Here is a 26,688-nt window from a genome sequence, read left to right as displayed (position 1 = left end):
CCTCAAACCCGTCCCACCCACGCGCCAGCCCCGCTAAACTCCCCGCCACTAGGCTCTTGACCAGGGCAAATGGAGAAGTCTCACTGGAGTACTAGAAGCAGTTCCAGTAGCTGGTCCAGTCGCCCGAGCCGTTCGGGGTGCCGCGCCAGCGCCAGCAGCCGCTGGAGATGGGGCTCCAACCGGTGGACGCGTACTGGTAGTAGGGGGCGTAGTCGCCGCCGTCCGAGAAGCCGGTCGGGTCGTAGAGCTCTGCCATGGTCCAGGCCTGGTGGCCGGTCTGGTTCCACGTGTTGACGCAGAGGCTGCCGCCGTCGTACGAGCGGATCAGGCGGGTGCTGAAGCCGTTGGCGTCGTGTTGCGCGATGACGTTCCCGTTGCAGTAGCCGCTCGCCGTCTGGGCGGCGGTCGGCAGGCTGACCGTCAGTGCAGCGGTCACCGCCACCGCAGCGCCGAGCCCGGCCAGCCGTCGTCGTATCGCCTTCAAGGTGGTGCCCCCGTATCCCCGTGTCCGCGTGGCAGACCCCTGGCGGTGCCCACCCGTGCTGACCACGAAGGTTAGGGGCTGGGGGAGCCGGGCAGGAGGGTGGAATCGGCCGAAGGCCCGTATGTTTTCGGCCAACCGGGGCGAGCTGGAACCGATTTGGCGGCACCGTCAGCGACACCGTCGCCAACTGGAAGGGCTACGGCGGCTGCTGATCGTCAGCAGCCGGGTGCGTCCGGGCTCCCGGGCGCACCCCCTGAGGTGGCCCGCCCGATTCGGAGGAGGACCGTTGCGTCGTCAGAACGGGTTGGGTGAGGATTTCCGCAGGCTGTGGGCCGGTTACACGGTCAGTGCCGCAGGCAGTGCCGTCGGCTCGGGGGCGCTGCCGCTGATCGCGCTGCTGGCCCTGCATGCCTCGACGCTCCGGGTGTCGTTCCTGGCGGGGCTGTCGGCGGTTGCCAGTGCGGTGATCGCGCTGCCGCTGGGCGTGCGGATCGAGTACCGCCTCAAGCGACCGGTGATGATGACCGCGGACGCGGTGCGATTCCTGGTGTTGGCGACTGTGCCGGTCGCCGCGGCTCTGGGTGTGCTGACCTACACGCAATTGTGCTTCGTCGGCGTCGTGCAGACGGCGGCGTCGGTGGCGTTCGATGCCGCGAGCGGCGCACATCTGAAGGCGCTCGTTGAGCCGCAGAGCCGGATTCGGGCCAACAGCGCCTTCGAGACGATGAGTTGGGTAACTTCAAGCGCAGGTCCGCCACTGGGAGGTCTGCTGATCGGTGTGCTGGGCACGACGGCGACGATGGCGGTGGACGCGGTCTCCTTCCTTGGCTCGGCCGCCGGGGTCCACCGCATCCGCCGCCCGGAGCCGGCGCCACCCGTCCGCAGCGACCCGCCGCACCTGTGGCGCGACGTCACCTCCGGCTGGCGCCACCTGCTGGCCCGGCGCGAGCTGCGGGCACTGTTCTTCAACTCCCTACTGTTCGGCGGTCCCGTCATGATGACGTCGCCGTTGATGGCCGTCCTCATGCTGCGCAACCTGGGCCTGGCACCGTGGCAGTACGGCCTGGCACTCGGCCTGCCTTGCCTGGGCGGGGTGCTCGGTTCGCAGGTCACGCCCGCGCTGACCCGGCGCCTGGGACAGCGCCGTGTGCTGTTGGTGTCCGGGGTGGCGCGCGCGCCCTGGCTGCTCCTGCTGCCGTTGGCGCCGTCCGGCGCGTTCGGGGTGGGCGTGATCGTGGCGGTCGACTTCGGCCTGCTGTTCGCCGCTGGGGTGTTCAACCCGTCGTTCTCGACGTACCGGATGGAAGCGACGGACGACGCGTTCATGTCGCGGGTCGTCACCAGCTGGTCGGTCAGCTCGCGGGCGGTTCAGGCGGCGTTCATGGTCGGTGGCGGTCTCGTCGCCGACGTCTCCGGTATCCGTCCGGCGCTCGTGCTCGCCGGGGTGCTGTGTCTGGCCAGCGCGTTCCTTCTGCCCTGGGGTAATCCGCACCGCGCCGCCGTTCCCGCTGCACGGCCGGAGCCAGTGGCCGTGTCTCTTGAGTCAGATGTGGCAGCGCGGGACTGACGTCGGCGGCGCGGTCGGCACGGGGGCTTCGAGATGCCTGACGTCACGAGGAGGAGACGGCGCCCAGGAGGGCTTGCGCTTCCAATGGGTCTGTTCGATCACCGCTGCCCGACGACATCCGGCGAGGTGAGACCGCCGTGCGCTTCACCAGGGCACTACGCCGGCGTCCTCGAAGAACTGGCCGGTCGGGCCGTCGTCGGGCAGGGTCGCGAGTTTGATGGCGATGGCCGCGCCCTGTTCGGGGGTGCGCACGCCCCGGAAGCCGTTGAGGTCGGTCGCGACGTAGCCGGGGCAGCCGGCGTTGATCAGGATGTTCGTGCCGCTCAGCTCCCGGGCGTACTGGAGGGTGACGGCGTTGAGGAACGTCTTCGACGGCGAGTACGCCACGGCCACTGGACCCGCGGTCAGCTCACCAGCGGTTCCTGACTGCCGGGTGAGGGAGCCGACACTGCTGGACATGTTCACGATCCGCGGTGAGGCAGAGCGGCGCAGCAGCGGCATCATCGCGTTGGTGACGCGGATGACGCCGATGACGTTGGTCTCCACGACCGTGCGGATGGTGGCGGGATCGACGCGGGTGGGCTCCTGCGGCATGCCGCCGGTGATGGCGGCGTTGTTGACGAGCACGTCGAGGCGCCCGGCCTGTTCCTCGATCAGCCGTGCGGCGGCTGTCGCGCTCGCGTCGTCGGTCACGTCCAGCGGTACGCCGAACGCGTCGACGCCGGCCGCGCGCAGTCTCTCCATCGCGGCCTTGCGGCGCTGATCGTCGCGGGCGCCGACGCCGACGCTCCAGCCGAGGGCGCCCAGGCCTGCGGCGATCTCGTAGCCGATTCCCTTGTTTGCGCCGGTGACCAGCGCAATCGTTCGTTCGCTCATGGGGACCATGCTGCTCTCGGACCCCGGCAGCGGTCCAAGACCGATTGGGTGGGCAACGATACCTTCCAGGTATTGATCCGGAGTACCGTGGCCGGATGGAGACCAGGGAACTGCGCTACTTCGTCGCTGTCGCCGAAGAGTTGCACTTCGGGCGTGCCGCGCAGCGGCTCGGGATCGCACAGCCGCCTCTGTCACGGGCGATCCAGCAGCTCGAACGCCGACTCGGGGCAGCGTTGCTGGATCGGACCAGCCGCACCGTCACGCTGACCGAAGCCGGCTCGGTGCTGCTGGCTGAGGGCAGGGCGGCCCTCGACGCGGTCGAAGCGGCCGAGCGCCGGACCCGCCGCGCCGCCCTTCCCTCGACCGGCAGCCCCGGTCTGGTCCTGGTCACGAAGGCCAGCGCGTCCCGCGAACTGCTGGCGAAACTGCTGGACGGGTACGCCGCCGAACCCGGCGCGGTCCCCGTCGACGTCATCCTGTGCGGCCCGGCCGAGCAGGAGCGACTGCTGCGCGAGGGCCGGGCCGACGTGGCGCTACTGCACCGGCCGTTCGACTCCACGGCCGGGTTCCACACCGAAGAACTCAGTACGGAGGGCCAGGTTGTGGTCCTGCCGGCCGGGCATCCGCTCACCGTCCGGACCCATGTGCACATGGCCGACATCACCGGCCTGCCCCTGCCACGCTGGCCCGACCCCGACGGCACCTACCCGCCCGGCCCCGGCCCGCAGGTCCGCGACCACGCGCAGCTGTTGCAGCTCGTCGCGCTCGGCCGTGCCTGCGCGGTCTCACCGGAGTCGTGCCGAGCTCAACTGCACGGTGACCTCGCCGCCGTGCCCGTGCTGGACGCGCCGGAAGTCACCACCGTGATCGCCTGGCCGCCGCACAGTCGGTCCAGAGCCGTCGCCGACCTTGTCCGGACTGCGACCCGTCTCCGGTAGTTCCCATAGGCAGCGTAGCGAGGCGGGAGGGCCGCCAGCTATGACCTCCAATCGCCAACTACGACTTCCGGTCACACCCACTGCAGGCCCAGCGGGTCGGCGCGCGGGCGGCGCCTGGCGGACAGCGCGTCCAGCACCCCCTGGACGTACGGGCGCCAGCCACCGACGACGGTGTAGCGCCAGCCCGCTGCGGCTGCGACCTCCCGCGTCGCGGCGAACTTCACCGCGTCCTCGTCCTGGACCAGAGCCGCCGGCCGGACGTCGAACAGCCAGTTGCCGTCCGCCATGAGCGCCAGAAAGTCCGGGATGTGCGCCGAGCGGCCGCCGGCGTGCTCGAAGTCCAGGCGGAAAGGCTGCGGAAGCACCTCCCGGACCCGTACGAAGTCCAGCGCCCGCAGCAGGTCCCGCTCCTCCAGCGACTCGAACCCGTGCTTCCGGCCGGTCGAGACCATCGGCTCCAGCCCGATCCGGCGACGATCACCCTGTCGAGTGAAGATCCATAATGGGAAGGATCACTCGGGGTCCGCCGTCTCCTCCCCGTTGTGTGGGCGTAGAGCTTCAGCACCGGGACATCCGCCTTTTGACGGGCCCCGGCTCGACTGGTCCCGGTGGAAGAGGTCCTCCACCAGATGCGGGGTGGCCGGCTCGATCATCTCGTCCGCATGCGTCTGCTCGACCAGCGCCTGAGCGCCAGAGTGGCCAGCTGAGCACACCTGTTGTCCACAAGCGCAGCTCAACCCCTACGGTCCTCGACTGTCCAGTCGTCGCCCAGCTCGCGTCGCAACGCCTCCAGCGCTGTGTCTGCCGCCCTCTGGAAGGATTCCTGCTGGTCCCGGGTCCACGGCGAAGGACCCGTCGGGTGGTCCCAGTCGAGTGAGGACTGGTAGAGGTCTGCGAGTCGCGCGAGCTCATTCCTGGTGGCCGGGGTGATGGGCAGCTGAGAAGTCGTAGTCGTCCAGTTATCAGGCGTTGTCGATTCAGCCGGCGCTGTCGTCACTGTTCAGGACCTTGCTGACGCCGTCCGCAGCGTGCGGCTTGCCCTCTCGCAGTGCTTCGGCATCGGCGAGGTCCTGCCGCAGTCGCTCGTAGTGGGTGCGGGCCATCTCCTGGTGCATCGGTGACCTGCCCTCAGCGTTGACGACCTCCAGCAGCCGCTCCGCTCCTGCAAGGAACTGCCTGATTGCCTCGATCGGGCGCTGATGCCCGCAGGGGGCTTCGTTCCCACTCTTGTCGAAGACCTCGGCGGAGTTGGCGTGGTTCACCCACACGCTGATTCCTTCATCGTGGACGACCACGTTGAAGGCTGATGCTTCGGGCCCGCCTTCGGTGACGACCGTGAACTCCTCGCCTGGGCGCATCCAGTGATCGGTGCCCCATGGCTCCAACCACAGGCAGAGCATGTTCGTGGTGGCGTTGTCGACACTGGTCTTCGGCATGGCAGCACCGTAGCGAAGCCTCGGCACTGGTTGCCAAGGCGGCCCTCGAAGCGGGTAGGTCAACGATCGTCGAGGCCGTGTTCGCGGAGTCGACGATGGAGGCGGAGAATCTCGCCGTGAGCGGCGGCGGGCTTCTGTTCGAGTTCGTGCACCTGCTCTCGGCGGGTGCTGCGTTCGAGGCGGAGGGCCTGCGTCAGGGTCTGGATCACGGTGCTTTCGGTGTTCGCTGCGGGGTCGGTAGCGGTGCTGGTCTTGGGGTTCTGCTGACTGCGCAGGGTCCTGGTGGCACCGCCGGATCCGCAGTTGACCTCCAGGTCCATCCAGGGACAGCTACCGATCGACGTCGACGGGGACCCCACGCAGCTGCAGCCTGGCCTTCAGGAACTCCATCTCCGACAACGTCCCCACCAGACCATCGTGGCTCAGTTCCCCGACCAGCTCACGAGCCCGCGACAACGAGGCCGCTGAGACCTCCCGAAAGACCTTCAAAGCTGGGACGAGACTGGGCACCGAACCGACCAACCGCAGCCTGACGGGCCCGAGCGCTGCGAGCAGAGCCTCCCGAACATCATCAGGCGCTGGTCCCGGACCAGCGTGTTCACACAGGTAGGTGCCGCAGGACCCGCAAGAGAACTCCGAGTCCCACCACAACTCGTCGTGAAGGATGAACTGGTTCACCTGTCGCACCGCCATGCTGCCGCACTCGCAATGCGATGCGATCTTCGCTGTCTGACCAGTCACCCGGGCTCCCTGACGTTCCCCTCCTGCCAGCATGATCCTCTCGCAGTCGGCGACGCCGGCGCGACCGGGTTCGGACACGATCGCGTCCACCACGCGGCTGGTCATGGGATCAGTCGCGGAAGCCGTCACACCGATGGGCAGGGCGAGACTGCGGCCTCGGCGTCAGCCATCAAGAGCCGGTGCCAACCATCAAGGCCAGGTTCCAACTACCGTGCCCCAGCTCAGTTACCCACCGTAGCCGGCCGTCGGTGTGGCCAACTATGAGTTCCAGTGGCCAACTACGACTTCCGGTCACAACACCCACTACCCTCCGTCACGCCTTCGGGGCGGCGAATAACAAGCATGCATGATTGCTTTTTTCCCCGATCGCTGCCACGCTTCGTGCTGCCGGCGGACGAAGGGGTGCGTGATGGTCGAACTCGGCTTGGCAGGGCGGCAGATGCTGCGGATCGGCAATGCCTCGGGGTTCTACGGGGATCGGTTCTCGGCGGTGCGGGAGATGTTGACCGGGGGGCCGTTGGACGTCCTGACCGGGGACTATCTCGCTGAGTTGACGATGCTCATCCTGGCGCGGGACCGGCTGAAGGACCCGCGGGCGGGGTATGCGAAGACGTTTCTGCGCCAGCTGGAGGAGTGCCTGGGCCTGGCGGTTGAGCGCGGGGTGCGGATCGTGGTCAACGCGGGCGGGCTGAACCCGGCCCGACTGGCCGAGGCGATCCGGGAGTTGGCGCAGGCGCAGGGGGTGCCGCTGCGGGTGGCGCATGTGGAGGGGGACGATCTGCTGGCGCGGGCGGCGGAGTTCACCGAGGCCGGGGCGGCCGGCGGGCTGCTCGCCGCCAATGCGTACCTCGGCGCCTGGGGGATCGCGGAGTGCCTGCGCTCGGGCGCCGAGCTGGTGGTGACCGGACGGGTGACCGACGCGGCGCTGGTGGCGGGTCCGGCGGCGGCGCACTTCGGTTGGGGGCCGGGCGACTTGGACGCGCTGGCCGGGGCGGTGGTGGCGGGGCATGTGCTGGAGTGCGGGGCGCAGGCCACCGGCGGCAACTACTCCTTCTTCACCGAGCACGACGTCACCCGCCCGGGGTTTCCGCTCGCCGAGGTGTACCCGGACGGCAGCAGCGTGATCACCAAGCACCCGGGCACCGGCGGCGCGGTCACCACCGGCACCGTCACCGCCCAACTGCTGTACGAGACAGCGGGTCCGCGCTATGCCGGGCCGGACGTCACGGCCCGGCTGGACACCGTACGGCTGACCCAGGAGGGTCCCGACCGGGTCCGGATCAGCGGTGTGCGGGGGGAGGCGCCGCCGCCGACCCTCAAGGTCGGGCTGAACCGGATCGGCGGCTGGCGCAACGAGGTGGTCTTCGTCCTCACCGGGCTCGAGATCGAGGCCAAGGCGGCGCTGGTCCGCGCGCAGCTGGAACAGGCGCTGGACGGCCCGCACCGCCCGGCCGAGGTCCGCTGGACGCTGGCCCGCACCGAGCAGCCGGACGCCGCGACCGAGCAGCAGGCCAGCGCCCTGCTCCAGCTCACCGTCCGCGACCCGGACGCCGCCAGGGTCGGACGGCCCGTCACCGCGGCCGCCGTGGAACTGGGGCTGGCCGGCTACCCCGGCTTCCACGTCATGGCGCCCCCGGGACCGGGCGCGCCGTACGGGGTGTTCGAGGCCGTGTACCTGGACGCGAAGCTGGTCGAGCACTGGGCGGTCCTGCCGGACGGCACCCGACGGGCGATCGCGCCCGCCGAGGCGACCGGCGAGCTGACCGAACTCCCGGACCCGGCACTGCCCGAGCCGCCGGAGCCGGGACCCACCCGCCGGGCCCCGCTCGGCCTGCTGGCCGGCGCCCGCAGCGGCGACAAGGGCGGCGACGCCAACGTCGGCCTGTGGGCCCGCAGCGAGGACGCCTGGCGCTGGCTGGCGCACACCCTCACGGTCTCCAAGCTGCGCGAACTGCTGCCCGAGACCGCCGACTTGCCCGTCACCCGGCATCTGCTGCCCAACCTGCGGTCGGTCAACTTCGTGATCACCGGTCTGCTCGGCGAGGGCGTGGCCGCGCAGGCCAGGTTCGACCCGCAGGCCAAGGCGCTGGGGGAGTGGCTCCGCTCGCGTCACCTCGACATCCCGGAGGCCCTGCTGTGACCGTCCTGCCGTCCCGTCTCGACCCCGGCTCGCCCGAGTACGCCGCGCACCGCACGGCGATGCTCGGCAAGCTGGCCGACCTCGACGCCGAGCACGCCAAAGCGCTGGCCGGCGGCGGTCCCAAGTACGTCGAACGCCACCGCGCCCGGGGCAAGTTGCTGGCGCGCGAGCGGATCGAGCTGCTGCTCGACCCGGACTCGCCGTTCCTGGAGCTCTCCCCGCTGGCCGCCTGGGGCAGCGACTACCCGGTGGGCGCCGCGCTGGTCACCGGCATCGGGGTGGTGGCGGGCACCGAGTGCGTGATCACCGCCAACGACCCGACGGTGCGCGGCGGGGCGAGCAACCCGTGGACGCTGCGCAAGGCGCTGCGGGCCAACGAGATCGCGCTGCGCAACCGGCTGCCGCTGATCAACCTGGTCGAGTCCGGCGGCGCCGACCTGCCCAGCCAGAAGGAGATCTTCATCCCGGGCGGCGCGCTCTTCCGCGACCTCACCCGGCTCTCGGCGGCCGGAATCCCCACCGTCGCCGTGGTGTTCGGCAACTCCACCGCCGGCGGTGCCTACGTGCCGGGCATGTCCGACCACACCGTGATGGTCAAGGAACGCGCCAAGGTCTTCCTCGGCGGGCCGCCGCTGGTCAAGATGGCCACCGGTGAGGAGTCGGACGACGAGTCGCTCGGCGGCGCCGAGATGCACGCCCGGACCTCGGGCCTGGCCGACTTCTTCGCCGCCGACGAGCAGGACGCCGTCCGGCTGGCCCGTCGGATCGTGCACCGCCTGCACTGGCGCCGGGCGGGCGCGGCGCCCGACCTGGGTGCCCCGGCGCCGAAGTACGACGAGGAGGAGTTGCTCGGCATCGTCCCGGGCGACCTCAAGGTGCCCTTCGACCCGCGCGAGGTGATCGCCCGGATCGTCGACGGGTCCGACTTCGACGAGTTCAAACCCCTCTACGGGACGAGCCTGGCCACCGGTTGGGCGAGTCTGCACGGCTACCCGGTCGGCATCCTGGCCAACGCGCAGGGGGTGCTCTTCTCGGCGGAGTCGCAGAAGGCCGCGCAGTTCATCCAGCTGGCCAACCAGCGCGACATCCCGCTGCTCTTCCTGCACAACACCACCGGCTACATGGTCGGCAGGGACTACGAGCAGGGCGGCATCATCAAGCACGGCGCGATGATGATCAACGCGGTCGCCAACAGCACCGTGCCGCACATCTCGGTGCTGATGGGCTCCTCCTACGGCGCCGGGCACTACGGCATGTGCGGTCGGGCCTACGATCCGCGCTTCCTGTTCGCCTGGCCGAGCGCCAAGTCGGCGGTGATGGGCCCCCAGCAGCTGGCCGGAGTGCTGTCGATCGTCGCCCGGCAGTCGGCGGCGGCCAAGGGGCAGCCGTACGACGAGGACGCCGACGCGGCGATCCGGGCCATGGTGGAGCAGCAGATCGAGGCGGAGTCGCTGCCGGCCTTCCTCTCCGGACGGCTCTACGACGACGGGGTGATCGACCCGCGCGACACCCGCACCGTGCTCGGCCTCTGCCTCTCCGCGATCCACCACGCGCCGGTGCAGGGCGCGCGCAGCTACGGCGTCTTCCGGATGTGACGACCGGGCTCATGGACACCGCCGACCCGATACGGAGAACAGGAAGCATCGGATGATCACTACCCTGCTGGTCGCCAACCGGGCGGAGATCGCCCGGCGGGTCTTCCGCACCTGCCGCGACCTCGGCATCGCCACGGTGGCGGTGCACTCGGACCCGGACGCGCACGCCCCGCACGTCCGCGAGGCCGACACCGCCGTACGGCTGCCGGGCGCGGCGCCCGCCGACACCTACCTGCGGGCGGACCTGCTGGTGCGCGCCGCCCTGGACGCCGGGGCCGACGCCGTCCACCCGGGCTACGGCTTCCTCTCCGAGGACCCGGCGTTCGCGCAGGCGGTGCTCGACGCCGGGCTGACCTGGGTCGGGCCGCCGCCGCACGCGATGGCCGCGATGGGCTCCAAGACCGCGGCCAAGCGGCTGATGGCCGCGGCCGGGGTCCCGGTGCTGGGCGCGGTCGATCCGGCGCAGGCCACCGAGGCGGACCTCCCGCTGCTGGTGAAGGCGGCCGCCGGTGGAGGCGGACGCGGCATGCGGGTGGTCCGTCGACTGGCCGACCTACCGGGTGAGTTGGCGGCGGCGCAGGCCGAGGCGGCGGCCGCCTTCGGCTCCGGCGAGGTGTTCTGCGAGCCGTACCTGCCCACCGGCCGGCACGTCGAGGTGCAGGTGCTCGCGGATGCGCACGGCACGGTCTGGGCGCTCGGCGAGCGCGACTGCTCGCTCCAGCGCCGGCACCAGAAGGTGCTGGAGGAGGCCCCGGCGCCCGGCCTGGACGAGGCGCTGCGCGCCGAACTGTCCTCGGCTGCAACGGCAGCGGCCCGCGCGATCGGCTACACCGGCGCCGGAACCGTGGAGTTCCTGCTCGCGCCGGACGGGCGGTTCTTCTTCCTGGAGATGAACACCCGCCTCCAGGTCGAGCACCCGGTCACCGAATGCGTCACCGGACTCGACCTGGTGGCCCTGCAACTGGAGGTGGCGGAGGGCGGGATGCTGGCCGCCGCACCGCCGCCGGTGCGCGGCCACGCGATCGAGGCACGCCTGTACGCAGAGGACCCGGCCCAGGAGTGGCAGCCGCAGACCGGCACCCTGCACCGCTTCGAGCTGGACGGTTCGCCTTTCCAACCCACCGGCGAGCCGGCCGGGTTGCGGGTGGACGCGGGTGTCGTGGACGGCACGACCGTGGGCATCCACTACGACGCGATGCTCGCCAAGGTGATCGCCTGGGCGCCGACCCGCGCCGCCGCCGCCCGACGGCTGGCCGCCGCGCTCGACCGCGCCAGGATCCACGGGCTGGTCACCAACCGGGAGTTGCTGGTCCGCACGCTGCGCCATCCGGCCTTCCTGGCCGGCCGGGTGCACACCGGCTTCCTCCCCGAGCACGCGGCGGACCTGCTCGCCGGGCCGCAGGACAAGCGCCTGCTGCCGCTGGCCGCGCTGGCCGCCGCCCTGGCCGACGCGGCCACCCGCCCGTCGGTGCTTCCCTCGGGCTGGCGCAACCTGCCCTCCCAGTCCCAGGTGAAGCGCTATCTCTCGGCGGACGGCGGCGAGTTGGAGGTCCGCTACCGGCTGACCAGGGACGGCCTGCGGGTCGAGGGCCAGCCGGACGTGCGGTTGCTGAGCGCAGCGCCGGACCAGGTGGTCCTGGAGCTGGACGGACTGCGCCGCACCCTGCACGTCGCCCGCTACGGCAGCGCCGTGCAGATCGACGGCGCCGCCGGCGCGGTCGCGCTGACCGCGCTGCCGCGCTTCCCGGAGCCGCAACAGCAGCACGCGCCAGGCGCGTTGCTCGCGCCGATGCCGGGCACCGTGGTCCGGCTCGCGGTCGCCGTCGGCGACCGCGTCAGCGCGGGCCACCCGCTGCTCTGGCTGGAGGCGATGAAGATGGAGCACCAGGTGGTCGCCCCGCAGGACGGCACGGTGACCGAACTGCGGGCCGTCGCCGGTCAGCAGGTCGAACTGGGCGCCGTGCTCGCCGTCGTCGAGGCTTCCGACCAATAGCCTGCACAACCCCTTCAAGCCCGGGAGGACCGGACATGTCCGCACCGCGCACCACCGAGAGCCCGCTGATCGAGACCCCCGAGCGCATCGCGCTCCGCCAGGCCGTCGGCGACCTGGGTCGCCGCTACGGCTCGACCTACTTTCTGGCCAAGGCCCGGGCCGGCGAGCAGACCGACGAACTCTGGGCAGAGGCAGGTAAGTTGGGCTACCTCGGGGTCAACCTGCCCGAGGAGTACGGCGGCGGTGGCGGCGGGGTGGCCGACCTCGCCATCGTGTTGGAGGAACTCGGCACAGTGGGTTGCCCGTTGCTGATGCTGGTGGTCTCGCCGGCGATCTGCGGCACGATCCTCGCCCGGTTCGGCACCGACGCCCAGAAGCAGCAGTGGCTGCCCGGTCTGGCCGACGGCACCCGCCGGATGGCCTTCGCCATCACCGAGCCCGAGGCCGGCTCCAACTCGCACCGGCTCTCCACCATCGCCCACCGCGACGGCGAAGACTGGGTGTTGAACGGCCGCAAGGTCTTCATCTCCGGCATCGACGGCTCGGACGCGGTGCTGGTGGTGGGCCGCACCGCCGACGCCCGCACCGGCAAGCTCAAGCCCGCCCTGTTCATCGTCCCGCGCGAGACGCCGGGCTTCGAGTACCGTCCGATCCCGATGGAACTCGTCTCGCCCGAGAAGCAGTTCCAGGTCTTCATCGACGACGTCCGGCTGCCGGCCGACGCGCTGGTCGGCGACGAGAACGCCGGCCTGCTCCAGCTCTTCGCGGGCCTGAATCCCGAGCGGATCATGACCGCCGCCTTCTCACTCGGAGTGGCCCGGCAGGCGCTCAACACCGCGGTGGAGTACGCGAAGACGCGGACCGTCTGGGACACCCCGATCGGCGCCCACCAGGGCCTGGCCCACCCGCTGGCGCAGTGCGCCATCGAGATCGAGCTCGCCCGCCTGATGATGCGCAAGGCCGCCGCCCTGTACGACGGCGGTGACGACCTGGCGGCCGGCGAGGCGGCCAACATGGCCAAGTACGCCTCCGGCGAGGTGGCTTGCCGCACCGTGGACCAGGCCGTGCAGACCCTGGGCGGCAACGGACTGAGCCAGGAGTACGGGCTGGCCGCCCTGATCGCCGCCACCCGGGTCGGCCGGGTGGCCCCGGTCAGCCGGGAGATGATCCTCAACTACGTGGCGCAGCACACCCTGGGGCTGCCGCGCTCGTACTGACGCGTGGGCCACTGGATGCCCGGGTAGCAACCTGGGCATCCGCCACACTCCCAACCCGCAGGAGTCCTCATGGTGTTCCGCAGCGTGTACCCCGACGTTCCCGCCCTCGACCTGCCGATCGACCAGGCGGTGCTCGGCGGGGCCGCCCGCTTCGGTGACCTGCCGGCCCTGGTCGACGGGGTGACCGGGGAGAGCATCGGCTACGCCGAACTCGCCGCCTCGGTCGGCCGGGTCGCCGCCGGACTGGCCGAGGCCGGACTGCGCCAGGGCGACGTGGTCGCGCTGCACAGCCCCAACTCGATCGCCTACCCCCTCGCCTTCTACGGCTGTACCAGGGCCGGCGCCACCGTGACGACGGTCAGCTCGCTCGCCACCCCGGGCGAGCTGGCCGAGCAGCTGCGGGACAGCGGCGCGCGCTGGATCATCACCGCCTCGGCCCTGCTGCCGGTCTCGCTGGCCGCGGTCGCGGAGCTGGCCAAGGACGGCATCGAGATCCGCGAGATCATCACCTGCGACCGTCAGACCGTAGACGTGGAACAACGGCAGTCCGGCCACCGCTCGCTGGCCGACCTGCTCGCCTGCACCGCTGCGGAGCCCGAGGTCTCCATCGACCCCGGCTCCGACGTGGCGGTGCTGCCCTACTCCAGCGGCACCACCGGCCTGCCCAAGGGCGTGATGCTCACCCACCGTTCGATCGCCACGAACCTCGCGCAGGTCGACGCGCTGCACAGCCCCGAGCCGGGCGAGCGGATCATCGCCGTCCTGCCGTTCTTCCACATCTACGGGCTCACCGCCCTGCTCAACCGCCCGCTGCGCGCCGGCTCCACCATCGTGGTGCTGCCCCGCTTCGACCTGGAGCAGTTCCTGCGCACCATCCAGGACCAACGCGTGGAGGGCCTGTTCGTCGCCCCGCCGATCGTGCTGGCGCTGGCCAAGCACCCGCTGGTGGACCGGTTCGACCTCTCCTCGGTGCGCTACGTGCTGAGCGCCGCCGCCCCGCTGGACGCCTCGCTGGCCGCGGCCTGCGCCGCCCGGCTCGGCCTGGACTCCGTCCGGCAGGGCTACGGCATGACCGAACTCTCCCCGGTCACCCACCTGGTGCCGCTGGACGACCCGACGCCCTCGCCCGGTTCGGTCGGCAGGCTGATCGCCTCCACCGAGTTGAAGGTGGTCGCCCTGGACGGTTCGGACCACGACCTCGGCGTCGACGCGACGGGCGAACTCCTGTTCCGCGGACCGCAGGTGATGAAGGGCTACTTCGGCCGCCAGGGCGAGACCGACGCGATGATCGACGCCGACGGCTGGCTGCACACCGGGGACGTCGGCCGGGTCGACGAGCGCGGCTACCTGCATGTCGTCGACCGGGTCAAGGAGTTGATCAAGTACAAGGGCTACCAGGTGGCACCCGCCGAGCTGGAGGCGCTGCTGCTGACCCACCCGCAGGTGGTGGACGCGGCCGTCATAGGCGTCACCGGCCCGGACGGCACCGAACGGCCGAAGGCCTTCGTGGTGCGCAGCGCGGGCAGCGCGCTCACCGAGGCCGAGGTGATCGAGTTCGTGGCCGGCCAGGTGGCGCCGTACAAGAAGGTCCGCGCGGTGGAGTTCCTGGACGCCGTGCCGAAGTCGGCGGCCGGCAAGATCCTGCGCCGCGAGCTGCGCACCCGCTGACCAGCGCGCTTACCATGCCCGCCGCCCGGCCGCCGTCTGCGAGGATCACGGTGGCCGGGCCGAGGACCCGGACAGCCCCCGTACGGACCGGAGCGCACCACCGATGACCACCGCCGCCCGCACCCCCCAGCAGGACCGCAGCCGAGCCACCCGCCGCCGACTGCTGGAGGCGGCCGTGGAGTGCCTGGCCGAGCTGGGCTGGAACGGCAGCACCGTCACCGTGGTGGCCGAACGGGCCGGCGTGACCCGGGGCGCCGCGCAGCACCACTTCCCGACCCGCGAGGACCTGTTCACCGCCGCCGTCGAGCACGTCACGGTCGAGCGGCTGGCCGCCGTCCGCGCGGACACCGGCGAGCTGCCGCCGCTTGGCCCGGCCCGCACCGAGGCGGTGGTCGACCTGATCGTCCGCCTCTACACCGGCCCGCTCTTCCGCGCCGCCCTCCAGCTCTGGGTGGCCGCTGCCACCGAGGAGCCGCTGCGGGAGCGGATCGTCGCGCTGGAGAACCGGGTCGGCCGGGAGTCGCACCGCGCCGCGGTGGAGTTCCTCGGCGCGGACGAGAGCGCCCCGGGCGTGCGGGAGAGCGTCCAGGCGACCCTGGACCTGGCCCGCGGCCTGGGCCTGGCGAACCTGCTCACCGACGACGGCGCCCGCCGCTCCGGCGTCGTCCGCCAGTGGGCCCGCCAGCTCGACGCCGCCCTGCACGCGGCAGCCACTGCACGGAAGCCCTAGCTTCGCCCGCCGGACACCGTTTGGGGCGACCATGAACAGGAGGCACGCCACCCCGTCCTGACCGGAGGCACGCACCATGACAGTTCTGCGGCTCAAGTCCGGCACGTCCTGGTCCGACACCTACGCACGCTGCGTGCGCGCCGCCCCGGAGGCGTTCACTTCGGACCGCCTGCTGAACCTGGTCAGGGGCGAGTGGCGGCCGGTGGGCACGCCGGGCGAGGCGACCACCCCGCTGGACGGCACCGAGATCCCCGGCCCGCCGCGGATCGACGTCGACGAGGCGCACCGCGCGGTGGCCTTCGCGATCGCCGAGCACGGCCGCTGGGGCGCGGTCCCGCTGGACGAGCGCAAGGCGCGGGTGCTCGCCGCGGTGGAGTCGCTGGCCGAGCACCGGGACCTGCTCGCCCTGCTGCTGGTCTGGGAGATCGGCAAGCCCTGGCGGCTGGCCTGCGCGGACGTGGACCGGGCGCTGGACGGCGTGCGCTGGTACCTGGAGAACATCGACCGCCAGTCGGCGGGCCGGGTGCCGCTGCCCGGACCGGTCTCCAACATCGCGAGCTGGAACTACCCGATGAGCGTCCAGGTGCACGCGGAGCTGGTCCAGGTGCTGGCGGGCAACGCGGTGGTGGCCAAGACGCCGTCCCAGGGCGGGTTCCACTGCCTCACGCTCGCGCACGCCCTGATGCGCCGCGCGGGTCTGCCCGTGACGCTGCTCTCCGGCCAGGGCAGCAGCCTGGCGGACGCCCTGGTGCAGGCCCCGGGCCTGGGCGCGCTGGCCTTCGTCGGCGGCCGCGCCAACGGGCGCCGGGCGGCCACCGCGCTGGCCGACCTGGGCCGCCGCCACTTCCTGGAGCAGGAGGGGCTGAACACCTGGGGCGTCTGGGACTACAGCGACTGGCCGACCCTGGCGGCGCACCTGCGCAAGGGCTTCGAGTACGCCAAGCAGCGCTGCACCGCCTACCCCCGCTATGTGGTCCAGCGCGCGCTCTTCCCGGCCTTCCTGGACACCTACCTGGCGGTCCTGGCCTCCCTGCGCTTCGGCCACCCGCTGGCCGTCGCCGACCCGGCGGACGAGTTCCCCGCCCTCGACTTCGGCCCGGTCATCCACGCGGCCAAGGCCGCCGAGCTGCGCGCGCACTTCGACGCCGCGATCGCCGCCCGCGGCATCCCGCTGCACCGCGGGGACCTGGCGGCGGGCTCCTTCCTGCCCGACTTCCTGCCCGACCAGTCGCTGGACGCCTACATCGCGCCGTCCTGCGTGCTCAACCCGCCCGCCAGCTGGGCGCTGCACCACTCCGAGCCGTTCGGCCCGCTGGACTCGATCCTGCTGGTCGACACCGAGTCCGAGCTGCTGGCCGCGATGAACGCGGGCAACGGCTCGCTGGTCGCCTCACTCGCCACCGACGACCTCGACTTCGCCGCGCGGGTCGCCCCCGACCTGCTGGCCTTCAAGGTCGGCATCAACAAGCCGCGCAGCCGCGGCGACCGCGAGGAGGTCTTCGGCGGGCTCGGCGCCTCCTGGAAGGGCGCCTTCGTCGGCGGCGACCTGCTGGTCCAGGCGGTCACCTTCGGCCCGGAGGGCCCGGACGAGAAGCTCTACGGCAACTTCCCCTCCTACTCGCTCTACCCTCCCCGCTGACGGGACCGACCTCCGCGCCGAGGCGACGGCCCGGTGGCGCGCGGTCGCCGCCGTGCCGATGTCCGGGCAGTCTGGGTACCACGAGCACCTAGGGACGTAACCGGGGTGGTTTCCAGACCATGCACGCACCAGACACCGGCTCCCCGTCCGAGGGGGAGCACAGCGCGGACGGCCCCGACGCCGAGGACCGCGAGCACCTCGACGCCGCCGAGCCGCCCGACATCGCCCCCGCCCGGCTGGACGGCCACCGGCTGGTCCCGCTCGCCACCGCCCTGCTGGACGGCGAGGGCCGCGTCCTGCACTGGAGCGAGGACGCCGAACAGCTGCTCGGCTGGACCGCCGACGAGATCGTCGGCCACTTCGCGGCTCCGCTGCTCGTCCGCCCCGAGAACCGCGACGAGGTGCTCGCCCTCTACCAGCGCATCCTGGTCGGCCGCCGCTGGTCCGGGGTCTTCCCGGTTCGCCACCGCGACGGCCACCAGGTTGAGCTGGAGTTCCGCACGTACGGCATCGACGGCCCGCAGGGCCGCCCGCTGGTACTGGCCACCGGTTCGGACGTCCGGGCGCTGCGCCAGGTCGAGGCGGACCTCGCCGTGCTGGACGGCTTCTTCACCCAGTCCCCGATCGGCATGGCGGTCTACGACACCGAGCTGCGCTTCGTGCGGCTCAACGAGGCGCTGGCCCGGATCAACGGGCTGTCCGTCGAGGCGCACCTGGGCCGCCGGATGGACGCGGTGCTGCCGGGGCTGAACGCCGCCGAGATCGAGGCGGTGATGCGCCACGTGCTGGCCTCGGGCGTGCCGGTGGTGGACGCCCGCTCGCACGGCCGCACTCCCGGCGACCCGCGCCGGGACCGGGCCTGGTCGGCCTCGTACTTCCGCCTGGAGGACTCCTCGGGCCGGGTGCTCGGCGTCAGCTCCTCGATCATCGACGTCACCGCGCGCTACCAGGCCGAGGCGCGGGCCTCCCGGGCCCAGGACCGGCTGGCGATGCTGGCCGCTGCCACCGCCAGGATCGGCACCACGCTGGACCTCAAGCGCACCGCCGAGGAGCTGGTCGAGGCGGTGGTCCCGCGGTTCGCCGACTTCGCCACCGTCGACCTGCTGGACCCGGTGCTTCAGGGCGAGGAGCCCGGCCTGCTCGCGCCGGACCAGGGCGTCGAGCTGCGCGCGGTGGCCTCCGGCGAGGCGTACGAGTCGCGGGTCTCGCTGCTGGCCGACGCGGTGGGCGAGACCTCCGCCTTCGACTCGCACCGGATGTACACCAGGACGCTGCGCAGCGGGCGCCCGCTGGTGATCCCCCATCTGGACGAACCGACGCTGCGCAGCCTGGCCGCCAAGCCGGAGCGGGTCGGCCCGGCCATCGCGGAGGGCGTCCACTCCTACCTGCTGGTGCCGCTGATGGCCCGCGGCAAGGTGCTGGGCGGCGCCGAGTTCATCCGGATCCGCAATCCGGAGCCGTTCAACGACGGGGACGTCTCGCTCGCCGAGGAGCTGGTGGCCCGCACCGCCGTCTCGATGGACAACGCCCGGCTCTACCGGCGCGAGCGGGAGACCGCGCTCACCCTCCAGCGCAGCCTGCTGCCGCAGGAGATCCACCGCACCCTCGGCCTGGAGATCGCCTACCGCTACCTGCCCAGCAGCGTGGTCAGCGAGGTCGGCGGCGACTGGTTCGACGTCGTGCCGCTGTCCTGCGGACGGGTCGCGCTGGTGGTCGGCGACGTGATGGGCCACGGCATCCGGGCCGCCGCCACGATGGGCCAACTGCGCACCGTCGCCCGCACCCTGGCCACCCTGGACATGCTGCCCGCCCAGGTGCTGACCCGGCTCGACGAGACCGCCACCGGCATCGGCGAGGGCCAGTTCGCCACCTGCGTCTGCGCGGTCTACGACCCGGTGGACCGCAGCTGCACGCTCTCCAGCGCCGGCCACCTGCCGCCGGTGGTGATGGCCCCGGACGGCAGCGCGCGGGTGCTGACGCCGCCGGCCGGCGTCCCGCTGGGGGTCGGCGGGGTGGCCTTCGAGAACATCGAGTTCACCCTGCCCGAGGGCGGCATCCTCACGCTCTACACGGACGGCCTGGTGGAGCGCCGCGGCCAGGACATCGACGAGGGCATCGACGCGCTGCGCCGCACCCTCGCCGAGCGCGGCCGCACCCTGGAGGCGCACTGCGACGCCGTGGTCACCAGCCTGGTCCGTGGCGGCTCCGAGGACGACATCGCGATGATCATGGCGCGGGCGCTGCCGGTGCCGGGCGACCGGATCGCCACGCTGTCGCTGATCGACGAGGAGCGGGCGCCCGCACTGGCCCGCCGCTTCACCCGCGCCACCCTCGCCGCCTGGGGCCTGTCCCCGCTGGCGGACTTCGCCGAGCTGCTGGTCAGCGAGCTGGTGACGAACGCGCTGGTGCACGCGGGGGAGCCGCGCCGGCTGCGGCTCTTCCGCGACCGCGGGCTGACCATGGAGGTCGCCGACTCCGCCGGGACGGCGCCCCGGCTGCGCCCGTTCGGCTCCCAGGACGAGGGCGGGCGCGGGATGGCCCTGGTCAACGAGCTGGCCCACCGCTGGGGCAGCCGCCCGGTCAAGGACGGCAAGGTGGTCTGGGCCGAACTCGAACTCCCGCTCGGCAGCTGACGCCTGTCATCTGCGGCTGGGCCGCAGCAGGAACCAGGCCAGCACCGCACCCGCGATCAGCAGCCCGGCGGCCAGCACCGCGGCGATGCCCAGGCCGTGCACGAAGGACTCCCTGGCCTGCGCCAGCATGACCTGTCCGACTCCGGCGGGCAGCGTCGCGGCCGCCTCCACCGCGCCGCCCAGCGACTCCCGGGCCCGCGCGGCCAGTTCGGGGTCGACGCCGGCGGGGAGGCCGACGCCGTGCGCGTACACGGCGGTCAGCACTGAGCCGAAGAGGGCGATGCCGAGCGCGGTGCCGAGCTCGTAGGCGGTCTCCGAGACGGCCGAGGCCGCACCGGACTTCTCCTCGGGCGCCGCGGTCAGCACCAGGTCCGCCGACAGGGTGTAGACCAGCCCCTCGCCGGCGCCGAGCACCGTGAAGACGCCCGCCAGCACCAGGTACGCGGTGTCCTGCTGGAGCCAGCCCAGCACGCCCATGGCCAGGCCCATCGCCAGCAGCCCGACGACCAGCGCGACCCGCGCGCCCGCGCGGCGCGCCAGCCGGGCGCAGAGCATCGAGGCGACGACCGCCCCGGCGAAGGCCGGCATCTCGGCCAGCCCGGCCTTGAGCGGCGAGTAGCCGCGCACCAGCTGGAGGTACTGCGAGATGAAGAAGACCACCCCGGCCAGCCCGATCAGCGCCACCAGCGCCCCCAGGATGGCGGCGGTGAAGCGCCGGTCGGCGAACAGCCGGACGTCCAGCAGCGGGGTGGCCAGCCGCAGTTGGCGGCGGACGAAAACGACCAGCGCAAGGGTGCCCAGGACGGCGGCGGTCGGCACGTCCCAGCGGGCCACCCCGTGGGCGGCGGCCTCCTTGATCGCGTAGACGACGGCGATCACGCCGAACATCGAGAGCAGCACGCTCGCCAGGTCCCAGCGGCCGGGCTTCGGGTCGCGCGACTCGGGCAGCAGCCAGCCGCCGAGCACCAGCAGCAGCGCCATCACCGGCAGGTTGAGCAGGAAGACCGAGCCCCACCAGAAGTGTTCGAGCAGCACGCCGCCGACCAGCGGACCGGCGGCGGCGCCGGCCGTGGCCGCCGCGCCCCAGATGCCGATCGCGGTCCCGCGCTCGCGGGCGTCGGGGAAGAGCGAGCGGATCAGCGAGAGGGTGGAGGGCATGATCGTCGCGCCGGCCACGCCGAGCAGCGCGCGGGCGGCGATCAGCCAGCCGGGGCCGGGAGCGTAGGCGGCGACCAGCGAGGCCGCGCCGAACGCGGCGGTGCCGATCATCAGCAGCTTCTTGCGGCCGATCCGGTCGCTCAGCGAGCCCATGCTGACCAGCAGACCGGCCAGTACGAACGAGTAGATGTCGCCGATCCAGAGCAGCTGGGTGCTGCTGGGCCGCAGCGTCTCGGTGATCGAGGGGATGGCCAGCACCAGGACGGTCGCGTCGATCGCGACCAGCACGATGGCCAGGACGAGGACGCCCAGCGCGATCCAGCGGCGGTCGGGGCGGTGTGCGGCGGTGCGGGTGGGGCGGTGGAGCGATGTGGTGCTCATGGGGTGGAGGGTCTCCTGAGAGCTCCGCCGAGGAAGAGCTCGATGAGGGCGAATGCACTGTCGCGGGGGGCGAGGCGGCCGTCCTGGACGGCCCAGCCGACGCCGGCCAGCAGGTCGAAGAAGGCCTCGCTGAGCCAGCTCGCCGACAGCTCGATCCGGAACACGCCCTCCTGCTGACCGCGCAGGAAGAGCGCGCGGACCCGGGCGTCCTGGTCCTCCCAGAGCGCGCACAGCTCGGGATCGTCGAACAGCTGGTTCTCGCCGGCCAGGAAGGCGCAGAGCGCCGCGTCCGGCACCAGGACGTCGGCGAGCCGGCGCAGGGCGGCCTGGGCGTCGCCGTCCTCGATCGCGGCGGTGTCCAGGGCGGCGTTGTACTTGCGCAGGCCCAGCAGGCCGACCTCGCGGATCAGCGCGTCGCGCCCCGGGAAGATCCGGTGCAGCGTGGCGCGGCTGATGCCGGCGGCCCGGGCGATCTCGTCCAGATGGGCGGTCGGCTGCCGGGACAGGACGCCGACAGCCGCCTTGAGGACCGAGTCGCGATCAATAGCCATGAAAGGATTCTAGCTCATGTGAGACATGGATGTCTCACATGAGATCTCCGCGTCAGCTGCATGCCGACCGCATGGCCGTCGCATGGCAGCCGCATGGCAGCAAAAAACCGGAGGCGGCGGGGGCCGCCTCCGGCAACGGAGGGTCCAACAGCTACGGCGCTCAGCTCTGGTTGTAGAAACCGCTCTCGTCCAGCGGGCGGTCGATGACCGTGACCTCCACCTCGGCCGGCGTGAGCAGGAAGACCCGGCGGGCGATCCGCTCGATACCGCCGTAGGTGCCGAACACCAGGCCGGAGGCGAAGTCCACCATCCGCTTGGCCTCGGCGTCGTCCATCTCGGTCACATCCATGACCACCGGGGTGCCGGCCCGCACGTGCTCGCCGACGGCCCGGGCCGACTCGAAGCCGGTCGGCTTCAGTGAGACGATCTTCGCCACCTGCGGGATGGTGGGCGTCGCGTCCGCGATCGCCCAGGGATCCTCGTGCACTGCGGCGGGGTAGTTGCCGGAGGGCATCAGCCACCCGTTGTGGTGCTCGTCGCGAAGTGCTCCCATGCCGCGCCTCCCTGTCCTTATCCCGTCTGGTCCCGTGCGCCCGCGCGGTCGGTCTGACGCGCCATCCACTCCACGGAACTGTCCGAGTATCGCACTGATCACGCCTCTGGCGCCCGCCCGGGCGCGCCGTTCGGGTTGTGGCGTGTGCCGCCGGCACACGCCGTCCTCACCCTGAGCGGACGTCACCGACCGCTGGGCGGTTGCGCGCGTAGACCAACTGGTCCGTCGTCAATAAGAGCTTGACGACGTGTCATGCGCGCGAGGGCCCGGACAGGTAGGGCGTGTTGGAATCCACGGGGCTCATCCTGTCCGGAGAAGCCCCCTTACGGCGAACAGATATTGCGTGGCTATGCTCGGCTTGCCGTCGCGCCGACCGAGGGAGAACGCTCATGTCACGTCCCGTCACCATCGTTACCGGCGGAGGCCGCGGGATCGGTGCAGCGGTCTGCCGGCGGCTCGCCGCCGACGGCCACGACCTCGCGATCGGCTACCTGCGGGACGCGGACTCCGCCGAGGAGGTGGCCGGCGACGCCAGGGACGCCGGTGTGCGGGTGGTCACCGTCCGCGTGGACACCGCCGTCGAGGCCGACGTCGACCGGCTGTTCGACACCGCGGCCGAGCAACTGGGCCCGGTCACCGGCCTGGTCAACAACGCCGGAGTGACCGGACCGCTGGCCCCGATCACCGAGCTGCGCACCGAGGACCTGCGCAGAGTCGTGGACGTCAACCTGATCGGCTACGTACTCTGCGCCCGCCGCGCCGCCCGGGACTTCGCCCCCGGCGGCGCCATCGTGAACATCTCCTCGGCCTCCGCCACCCTGGGCAGCCCCGGCGAGTACGTCCACTACGCGGCGACCAAGGCCGCCACCGACACCCTCACCCTCGGGCTCGCCAAGGAGCTCGGCCCCGCCGGGATCCGCGTCAACGCCGTCTCTCCCGGCATCACCAACACCGAGATGCACCGCGACATGGGCGACGCCGCCCGCCCGCTCCGGATGGCCCCCCTCATCCCACTGCGCCGGGCCGGCGAACCCGACGAGATCGCCGCAGCCGTCGCCTGGCTCCTCTCCGCCGACGCCTCCTACGCGACGGGCGCCAACCTGCGCATCTCCGGCGGGCTCTGAACTGGTGCTCCCTGAGCCGACGTGGACGGCAGCAGCGAGCCGGTCCGGCTCGACCTGGACCCGGCGGTGCTGCGCCTGTAGACCGGCCGGCCGACCGGGGTCAGGCGGTCTCCGGGGCGGGGCGGCGGGTGCGGCGGAGGGCGGCGAGGCTCAGCAGGCCCATCAGGACGATCACCGCGGTGGAGGCCAGGAAGGCCGGCGAGCCGGGGGAGCCGGCTGCCGAGCCCGCCACCACGTAGGCCGCGGTGCCGGGCAGGACGCCCAGGCCCGTGGCGGCCAGGAACGGGCGCAGGCGGACGCCGGAGAAGGCGGCGCCCAGGTTGGCGGCCTGGAAGGGGACGCCGGGGATCAGGCGCAGCAGCAGGACGCTGCGGAAGCCCTGCTCGGTCAGCCGGCGGTCCAGCGCGGTCAGCACCTTGCCGCGCAGCAGTGGCCGTACCGCCTCGCGCCCGAGGCCGCGGCCCAGGCCGAAGGCGAGGGCGGCGCCCAGCGTGGTGCCGAGCACCGCCAGGGGCAGGCCGCGTTCCACGCCGAACAGCACGCCGGCTGCCACGTTCAGCGCGGGTTTGGGCACGAACGCCAGCGTCCCGAGCGCGAAGAGCAGCGCGAAGGCGGGCGCGCGCCACGCCCCGGGGACGGCGCCGGCCGGGTGCCGCGGGTCCCACAGGGCGACCGAGCCCGCGGCGCCGGCCAGGATCAGCGCGAGCAGGGCGAAGCGCGCCCAGGGGGAGGTCAGACGGGAGAGCAGCACCTCACGAGGGTATGTCCTGCGGGTCCGGCTGCCGGAGCCGGGCGGGGACGGGCCGCAGGGCGCCGGCGGTCAGCGCCAGGGTGGCCGTCAGCGCGGTGACCAGGGCGAAGGAGACGCGCAGCGAGCCGGCCTGGGCGACGGCGCCGACCACCGCGGGGGCGATCAGGCCCGAGGTGTAGGTGACGGTCGCCACGCCCGCGATGGCCTGGCTGGGGTTGGGTCCGCGGTGTCCGGCGGCGGCGAACGCCAGCGGGACGACCACTGCCACCCCGACGCCGATCAGCGCGAAGCCCGGCACCGCCGCCGCCGGGGTCCGCGCGGCGACCACCAGCAGTCCGCCGGCCGTGGCGACCGCGCCGCCCAGCCGTACGGCGCGCACGGCGCCGATCCGGCGGACCACCGCGTCCCCGGCCAGTCGGGCGCTGGTCATGGTGAACGCGAACGCGGTGTAGGCGATCGTCGCGGTCGCCGCCGAGGCGCCGGTGACGTCGCGCAGGTAGACGCCGGACCAGTCCATTCCGGCGCCCTCGGCGAAGACGCCGCAGAAGCCGACCAGGCCGATCGCCAGGACCGAACGGGGTGGCAGGGCGAACCGGGCGGGGGCCTCGGCCTGCGGGTCCGGGCGGACGTCCAGCAGGCCGGTGCAGACGAGTTGGCCGAGCACCAGCAGGACGGCCGCGGCCAGCGCCAGGTGGATGCCGGCCGACAGGTGCTGACGGGCCGCCAGCGCGCCGAAGCCGGAGGCGACCAGTCCGCCCGCGCTCCACAGGCCGTGCAGGCCGGACATGATCGAGCGGCCGAGCCGCTGTTCGACCTCCACGCCCTCGGCGTTCATCGCGACGTCGGCCATCCCGGAGGTGGCGCCGAAGACGAACAGGGCCAGGCAGAGCCAGGGCAGCCCCGGCATCACCGCGGGCAGCGCCAGGGCCAGGCAGAAGAGCGCCAGCAGCAGCCGGATGGCGGCCCGCGCGCCGAGCCGGTGGGTGACCCGTCCGGCCAGCGGCATCGCGAGCGAGGCGCCGACGGCCGGCATCACCAGCGCGAGCCCGAGTGCGCCGGGGCTGAGTCGCAACGCGTGCTGGACGGCGGGGATCCGGGTCGCGAAGCTGCCCGCGACGGCGCCGTGGACGGCGAACACCAGCGCGACACTGATCCTGGCCCGGCGCAGGGGACTGCTCGCCCTCGACATAGCCGATAAATTATCAGGAAGGAAACCTGATAAACAGATCTGGCAGGATCCGCCTCATGACCACCGCCCGTACGGCCACCCCCAGCACTGCCCGTGCGATCAACGACCGGCTGGCGCTGGACCTGCTGCTGCGTCACGTCACGCTGACCGCAACCGAGCTGCACACCCTCACCGGGCTCTCCCGCCCCACCGTCTCGGACCTGCTGGAACGGCTCCAGCGCGGCGGCCTGGTGACCGTGGTGGGTGAGCGCGGCGAGCAGCGCCGGGGCCCCAACGCCCGGGTGTACGGGCTGCGCTACGACCGCGCCCAGCTGGCCGGCATCGACGTCCGGGCCGCCGGGGTCACGCTCGCCGTCGCGGACCTGGCCGGCCGCACGCTCGCCACCGCAGCCGTCCCGGTGGATCCGGCCGACCCGCCCGCCGACGTGGCCGAGCGGGTGCTGCGCACCCTGCTGCACACCGCCGAGCAGGCCGGGGTGACGCTGCTGCACACCGTGGCCGTCGGTGCGCCCGGGCTGGTGGACCCCTCCACCGGGGAGCTCAACTCGGCCAGATCGCTGCCGCGTTGGCATGCCGAGCTGGTCACCGTGCTGCGCGCGGGGCTGCCCGGCGAGGTGATCCTGGAGAACGAGGTCAACCTGGCCGGCATCGCCGAGCACCGGATCGGCGCCGCCGCCGACCGGGACACCTTCGTGCTGCTCTGGCTCGGGCACGGGGTCGGCGCCGCCGTCCTGCTGGACGGCCGGCTGCGGCGCGGCTTCTCCGGCGGCACCGGCGAGATCGCCTTCCTGCCGGTGCCCGGCACCGGCGGTCTGCCCAGTGCGACCGCGTGCGACGGCGGCTTCCACAGCCTGGCCGGCAGCGCCGCGGTCTGCGAACTGGCGCGCGCCCACGGCCTCCTGCCACCCGCCCCGACCGTCGGCGGCGACGACGCGGCGGCGGCCGAGGCCGCAGTGCTCGCGGCGGCGGCGGACGAGGCGGCGGGCGCGCCGTTCCTGGACGCGCTGGCGGAGCGGGTGGCGCTGGGCGCGGCCGGGGTCTGCGTGATCCTGGACCCGGGCTGCCTGGTGCTGGGCGGCGAGGTCGGCCGGGCCGGCGGCAGGGCGCTCGCCGACCGGGTGGCCGCCCGGCTGGCCGCGCTGTCGCCGCTGCGCACCGAGGTGCGACCGGGCGCGGCCGGCGGCGGCGCGGTGCTCAGCGGCGCGGTGCTGACGGCCTCGGACGCGGTCTGCCGCGACCTGTTCGGCTTCGGCGTGGCCTGAGCCGCCGGGGTGACGCGGGTGCGGGAAGCCCGGCGGGATGCGAGAGGATGGGCCCATCAGCA

The 26,688-nt window shown here is 72.6% G+C and carries 23 protein-coding genes; 12 read left to right on the top strand and 11 right to left on the bottom strand.

Annotated elements, in window-relative coordinates:
* Positions 1–91 precede the first annotated feature (91 nt).
* The gene (locus tag P3T37_RS32975) at positions 92–484 is read right to left on the bottom strand and encodes a hypothetical protein (protein WP_280727611.1); all 393 of its coding nucleotides are present in this window, start codon (positions 482–484) and stop codon (positions 92–94) included.
* A 286-nt stretch (positions 485–770) separates the two neighbouring features.
* Here P3T37_RS32975 and P3T37_RS32970 point away from each other — a divergent pair, with 286 nt between their 5' ends.
* The gene (locus P3T37_RS32970) at positions 771–2,051 is read left to right on the top strand and encodes an MFS transporter (RefSeq protein WP_280727610.1); all 1,281 of its coding nucleotides are present in this window, start codon (positions 771–773) and stop codon (positions 2,049–2,051) included.
* Between the two features lie 144 nt (positions 2,052–2,195).
* Here P3T37_RS32970 and P3T37_RS32965 read toward each other — a convergent pair whose 3' ends face one another.
* Positions 2,196–2,927 carry an SDR family NAD(P)-dependent oxidoreductase gene (locus tag P3T37_RS32965; RefSeq protein WP_280727609.1) on the bottom strand — a complete coding sequence of 244 codons (732 nt, stop codon included), beginning with the start codon at positions 2,925–2,927 and terminating at the stop codon, positions 2,196–2,198.
* A gap of 95 nt (positions 2,928–3,022) precedes the next feature.
* Between P3T37_RS32965 and P3T37_RS32960 the strand changes: the two genes are divergently transcribed.
* On the top strand, positions 3,023–3,865 hold the full coding sequence (locus P3T37_RS32960) for a LysR family transcriptional regulator (RefSeq protein ID WP_280727608.1): 843 nt from the start codon (positions 3,023–3,025) through the stop codon (positions 3,863–3,865).
* A 71-nt stretch (positions 3,866–3,936) separates the two neighbouring features.
* Here P3T37_RS32960 and P3T37_RS32955 read toward each other — a convergent pair whose 3' ends face one another.
* The 4 genes from P3T37_RS32955 to P3T37_RS32940 all read right to left on the bottom strand — a co-directional run bounded on the left by P3T37_RS32955 (position 3,937) and on the right by P3T37_RS32940 (position 6,147).
* Positions 3,937–4,317 (bottom strand): hypothetical protein, encoded by a 381-nt coding sequence (locus P3T37_RS32955; RefSeq protein WP_280727607.1) that lies wholly within the window; start codon positions 4,315–4,317, stop codon positions 3,937–3,939.
* A gap of 525 nt (positions 4,318–4,842) precedes the next feature.
* Positions 4,843–5,301 carry a hypothetical protein gene (locus P3T37_RS32950; RefSeq protein WP_280727606.1) on the bottom strand — a complete coding sequence of 153 codons (459 nt, stop codon included), beginning with the start codon at positions 5,299–5,301 and terminating at the stop codon, positions 4,843–4,845.
* Between the two features lie 59 nt (positions 5,302–5,360).
* Entirely contained in the window at positions 5,361–5,621 is a 261-nt protein-coding gene (locus tag P3T37_RS32945; protein WP_280727605.1) for a hypothetical protein, read from the bottom strand.
* A gap of 10 nt (positions 5,622–5,631) precedes the next feature.
* Positions 5,632–6,147, bottom strand: coding sequence for a hypothetical protein (locus tag P3T37_RS32940; RefSeq protein ID WP_280727604.1), 516 nt, complete (start codon positions 6,145–6,147; stop codon positions 5,632–5,634).
* 304 nt (positions 6,148–6,451) lie between these two features.
* Here P3T37_RS32940 and P3T37_RS32935 point away from each other — a divergent pair, with 304 nt between their 5' ends.
* The 8 genes from P3T37_RS32935 (at position 6,452) to P3T37_RS32900 (ending at position 19,657) form a co-directional block, all read left to right on the top strand.
* Entirely contained in the window at positions 6,452–8,182 is a 1,731-nt protein-coding gene (locus tag P3T37_RS32935; protein ID WP_280727603.1) for a DUF1446 domain-containing protein, read from the top strand.
* The gene (locus P3T37_RS32930) at positions 8,179–9,777 is read left to right on the top strand and encodes a carboxyl transferase domain-containing protein (RefSeq protein ID WP_280727602.1); all 1,599 of its coding nucleotides are present in this window, start codon (positions 8,179–8,181) and stop codon (positions 9,775–9,777) included. Before P3T37_RS32935 ends, P3T37_RS32930 begins: the two co-directional genes overlap by 4 nt.
* Positions 9,778–9,829: 52 nt before the next feature.
* Entirely contained in the window at positions 9,830–11,770 is a 1,941-nt protein-coding gene (locus P3T37_RS32925; RefSeq protein WP_280727601.1) for a biotin carboxylase N-terminal domain-containing protein, read from the top strand.
* Between the two features lie 35 nt (positions 11,771–11,805).
* Positions 11,806–12,987, top strand: a complete 1,182-nt coding sequence (locus P3T37_RS32920) for an acyl-CoA dehydrogenase family protein (RefSeq protein WP_280727600.1) — start codon at positions 11,806–11,808, stop codon at positions 12,985–12,987.
* Between the two features lie 69 nt (positions 12,988–13,056).
* Complete coding sequence (locus tag P3T37_RS32915; protein ID WP_280727599.1) at positions 13,057–14,655, top strand: AMP-binding protein; 1,599 nt, start codon at positions 13,057–13,059, stop codon at positions 14,653–14,655.
* Positions 14,656–14,758: 103 nt separating this feature from the next.
* Entirely contained in the window at positions 14,759–15,385 is a 627-nt protein-coding gene (locus tag P3T37_RS32910) for a TetR/AcrR family transcriptional regulator (RefSeq protein ID WP_280727598.1), read from the top strand.
* Positions 15,386–15,461: 76 nt separating this feature from the next.
* Positions 15,462–17,024 (top strand): aldehyde dehydrogenase family protein, encoded by a 1,563-nt coding sequence (locus P3T37_RS32905; protein ID WP_280727597.1) that lies wholly within the window; start codon positions 15,462–15,464, stop codon positions 17,022–17,024.
* A 119-nt stretch (positions 17,025–17,143) separates the two neighbouring features.
* On the top strand, positions 17,144–19,657 hold the full coding sequence (locus P3T37_RS32900; RefSeq protein ID WP_280727596.1) for a SpoIIE family protein phosphatase: 2,514 nt from the start codon (positions 17,144–17,146) through the stop codon (positions 19,655–19,657).
* Between the two features lie 6 nt (positions 19,658–19,663).
* Here P3T37_RS32900 and P3T37_RS32895 read toward each other — a convergent pair whose 3' ends face one another.
* The 3 genes from P3T37_RS32895 to sepF all read right to left on the bottom strand — a co-directional run bounded on the left by P3T37_RS32895 (position 19,664) and on the right by sepF (position 22,300).
* Positions 19,664–21,196: an MFS transporter gene (locus P3T37_RS32895; protein WP_280727595.1), complete on the bottom strand. Its 1,533-nt coding sequence runs from the start codon at positions 21,194–21,196 to the stop codon at positions 19,664–19,666.
* The gene (locus P3T37_RS32890) at positions 21,193–21,747 is read right to left on the bottom strand and encodes a helix-turn-helix domain-containing protein (protein WP_280727594.1); all 555 of its coding nucleotides are present in this window, start codon (positions 21,745–21,747) and stop codon (positions 21,193–21,195) included. Before P3T37_RS32890 ends, P3T37_RS32895 begins: the two co-directional genes overlap by 4 nt.
* 160 nt (positions 21,748–21,907) lie before the next feature.
* Entirely contained in the window at positions 21,908–22,300 is a 393-nt protein-coding gene (gene sepF / locus P3T37_RS32885) for a cell division protein SepF (protein WP_051966361.1), read from the bottom strand.
* Between the two features lie 389 nt (positions 22,301–22,689).
* Between sepF and P3T37_RS32880 the strand changes: the two genes are divergently transcribed.
* Positions 22,690–23,424, top strand: coding sequence for an SDR family oxidoreductase (locus tag P3T37_RS32880; protein ID WP_280727593.1), 735 nt, complete (start codon positions 22,690–22,692; stop codon positions 23,422–23,424).
* A gap of 100 nt (positions 23,425–23,524) precedes the next feature.
* On the opposite strand, the gene P3T37_RS32875 is transcribed toward P3T37_RS32880, so the two are convergent.
* Both P3T37_RS32875 and P3T37_RS32870 read right to left on the bottom strand, forming a co-directional pair.
* Entirely contained in the window at positions 23,525–24,175 is a 651-nt protein-coding gene (locus tag P3T37_RS32875; protein ID WP_280727592.1) for a TVP38/TMEM64 family protein, read from the bottom strand.
* 1 nt (position 24,176) lies between these two features.
* Positions 24,177–25,364, bottom strand: coding sequence for an MFS transporter (locus P3T37_RS32870; RefSeq protein WP_280727591.1), 1,188 nt, complete (start codon positions 25,362–25,364; stop codon positions 24,177–24,179).
* A gap of 56 nt (positions 25,365–25,420) precedes the next feature.
* Here P3T37_RS32870 and P3T37_RS32865 point away from each other — a divergent pair, with 56 nt between their 5' ends.
* Positions 25,421–26,626 (top strand): ROK family transcriptional regulator, encoded by a 1,206-nt coding sequence (locus P3T37_RS32865; RefSeq protein WP_280727590.1) that lies wholly within the window; start codon positions 25,421–25,423, stop codon positions 26,624–26,626.
* Positions 26,627–26,688: the final 62 nt, after the last annotated feature.

It is taken from the genome of Kitasatospora sp. MAA4 (assembly GCF_029893355.1).
Taxonomy (GTDB): domain Bacteria; phylum Actinomycetota; class Actinomycetes; order Streptomycetales; family Streptomycetaceae; genus Kitasatospora.
The sequence above is the reverse complement of the archived record's forward strand: the minus strand, read 5'-3'. Positions and strand labels throughout refer to the sequence as shown.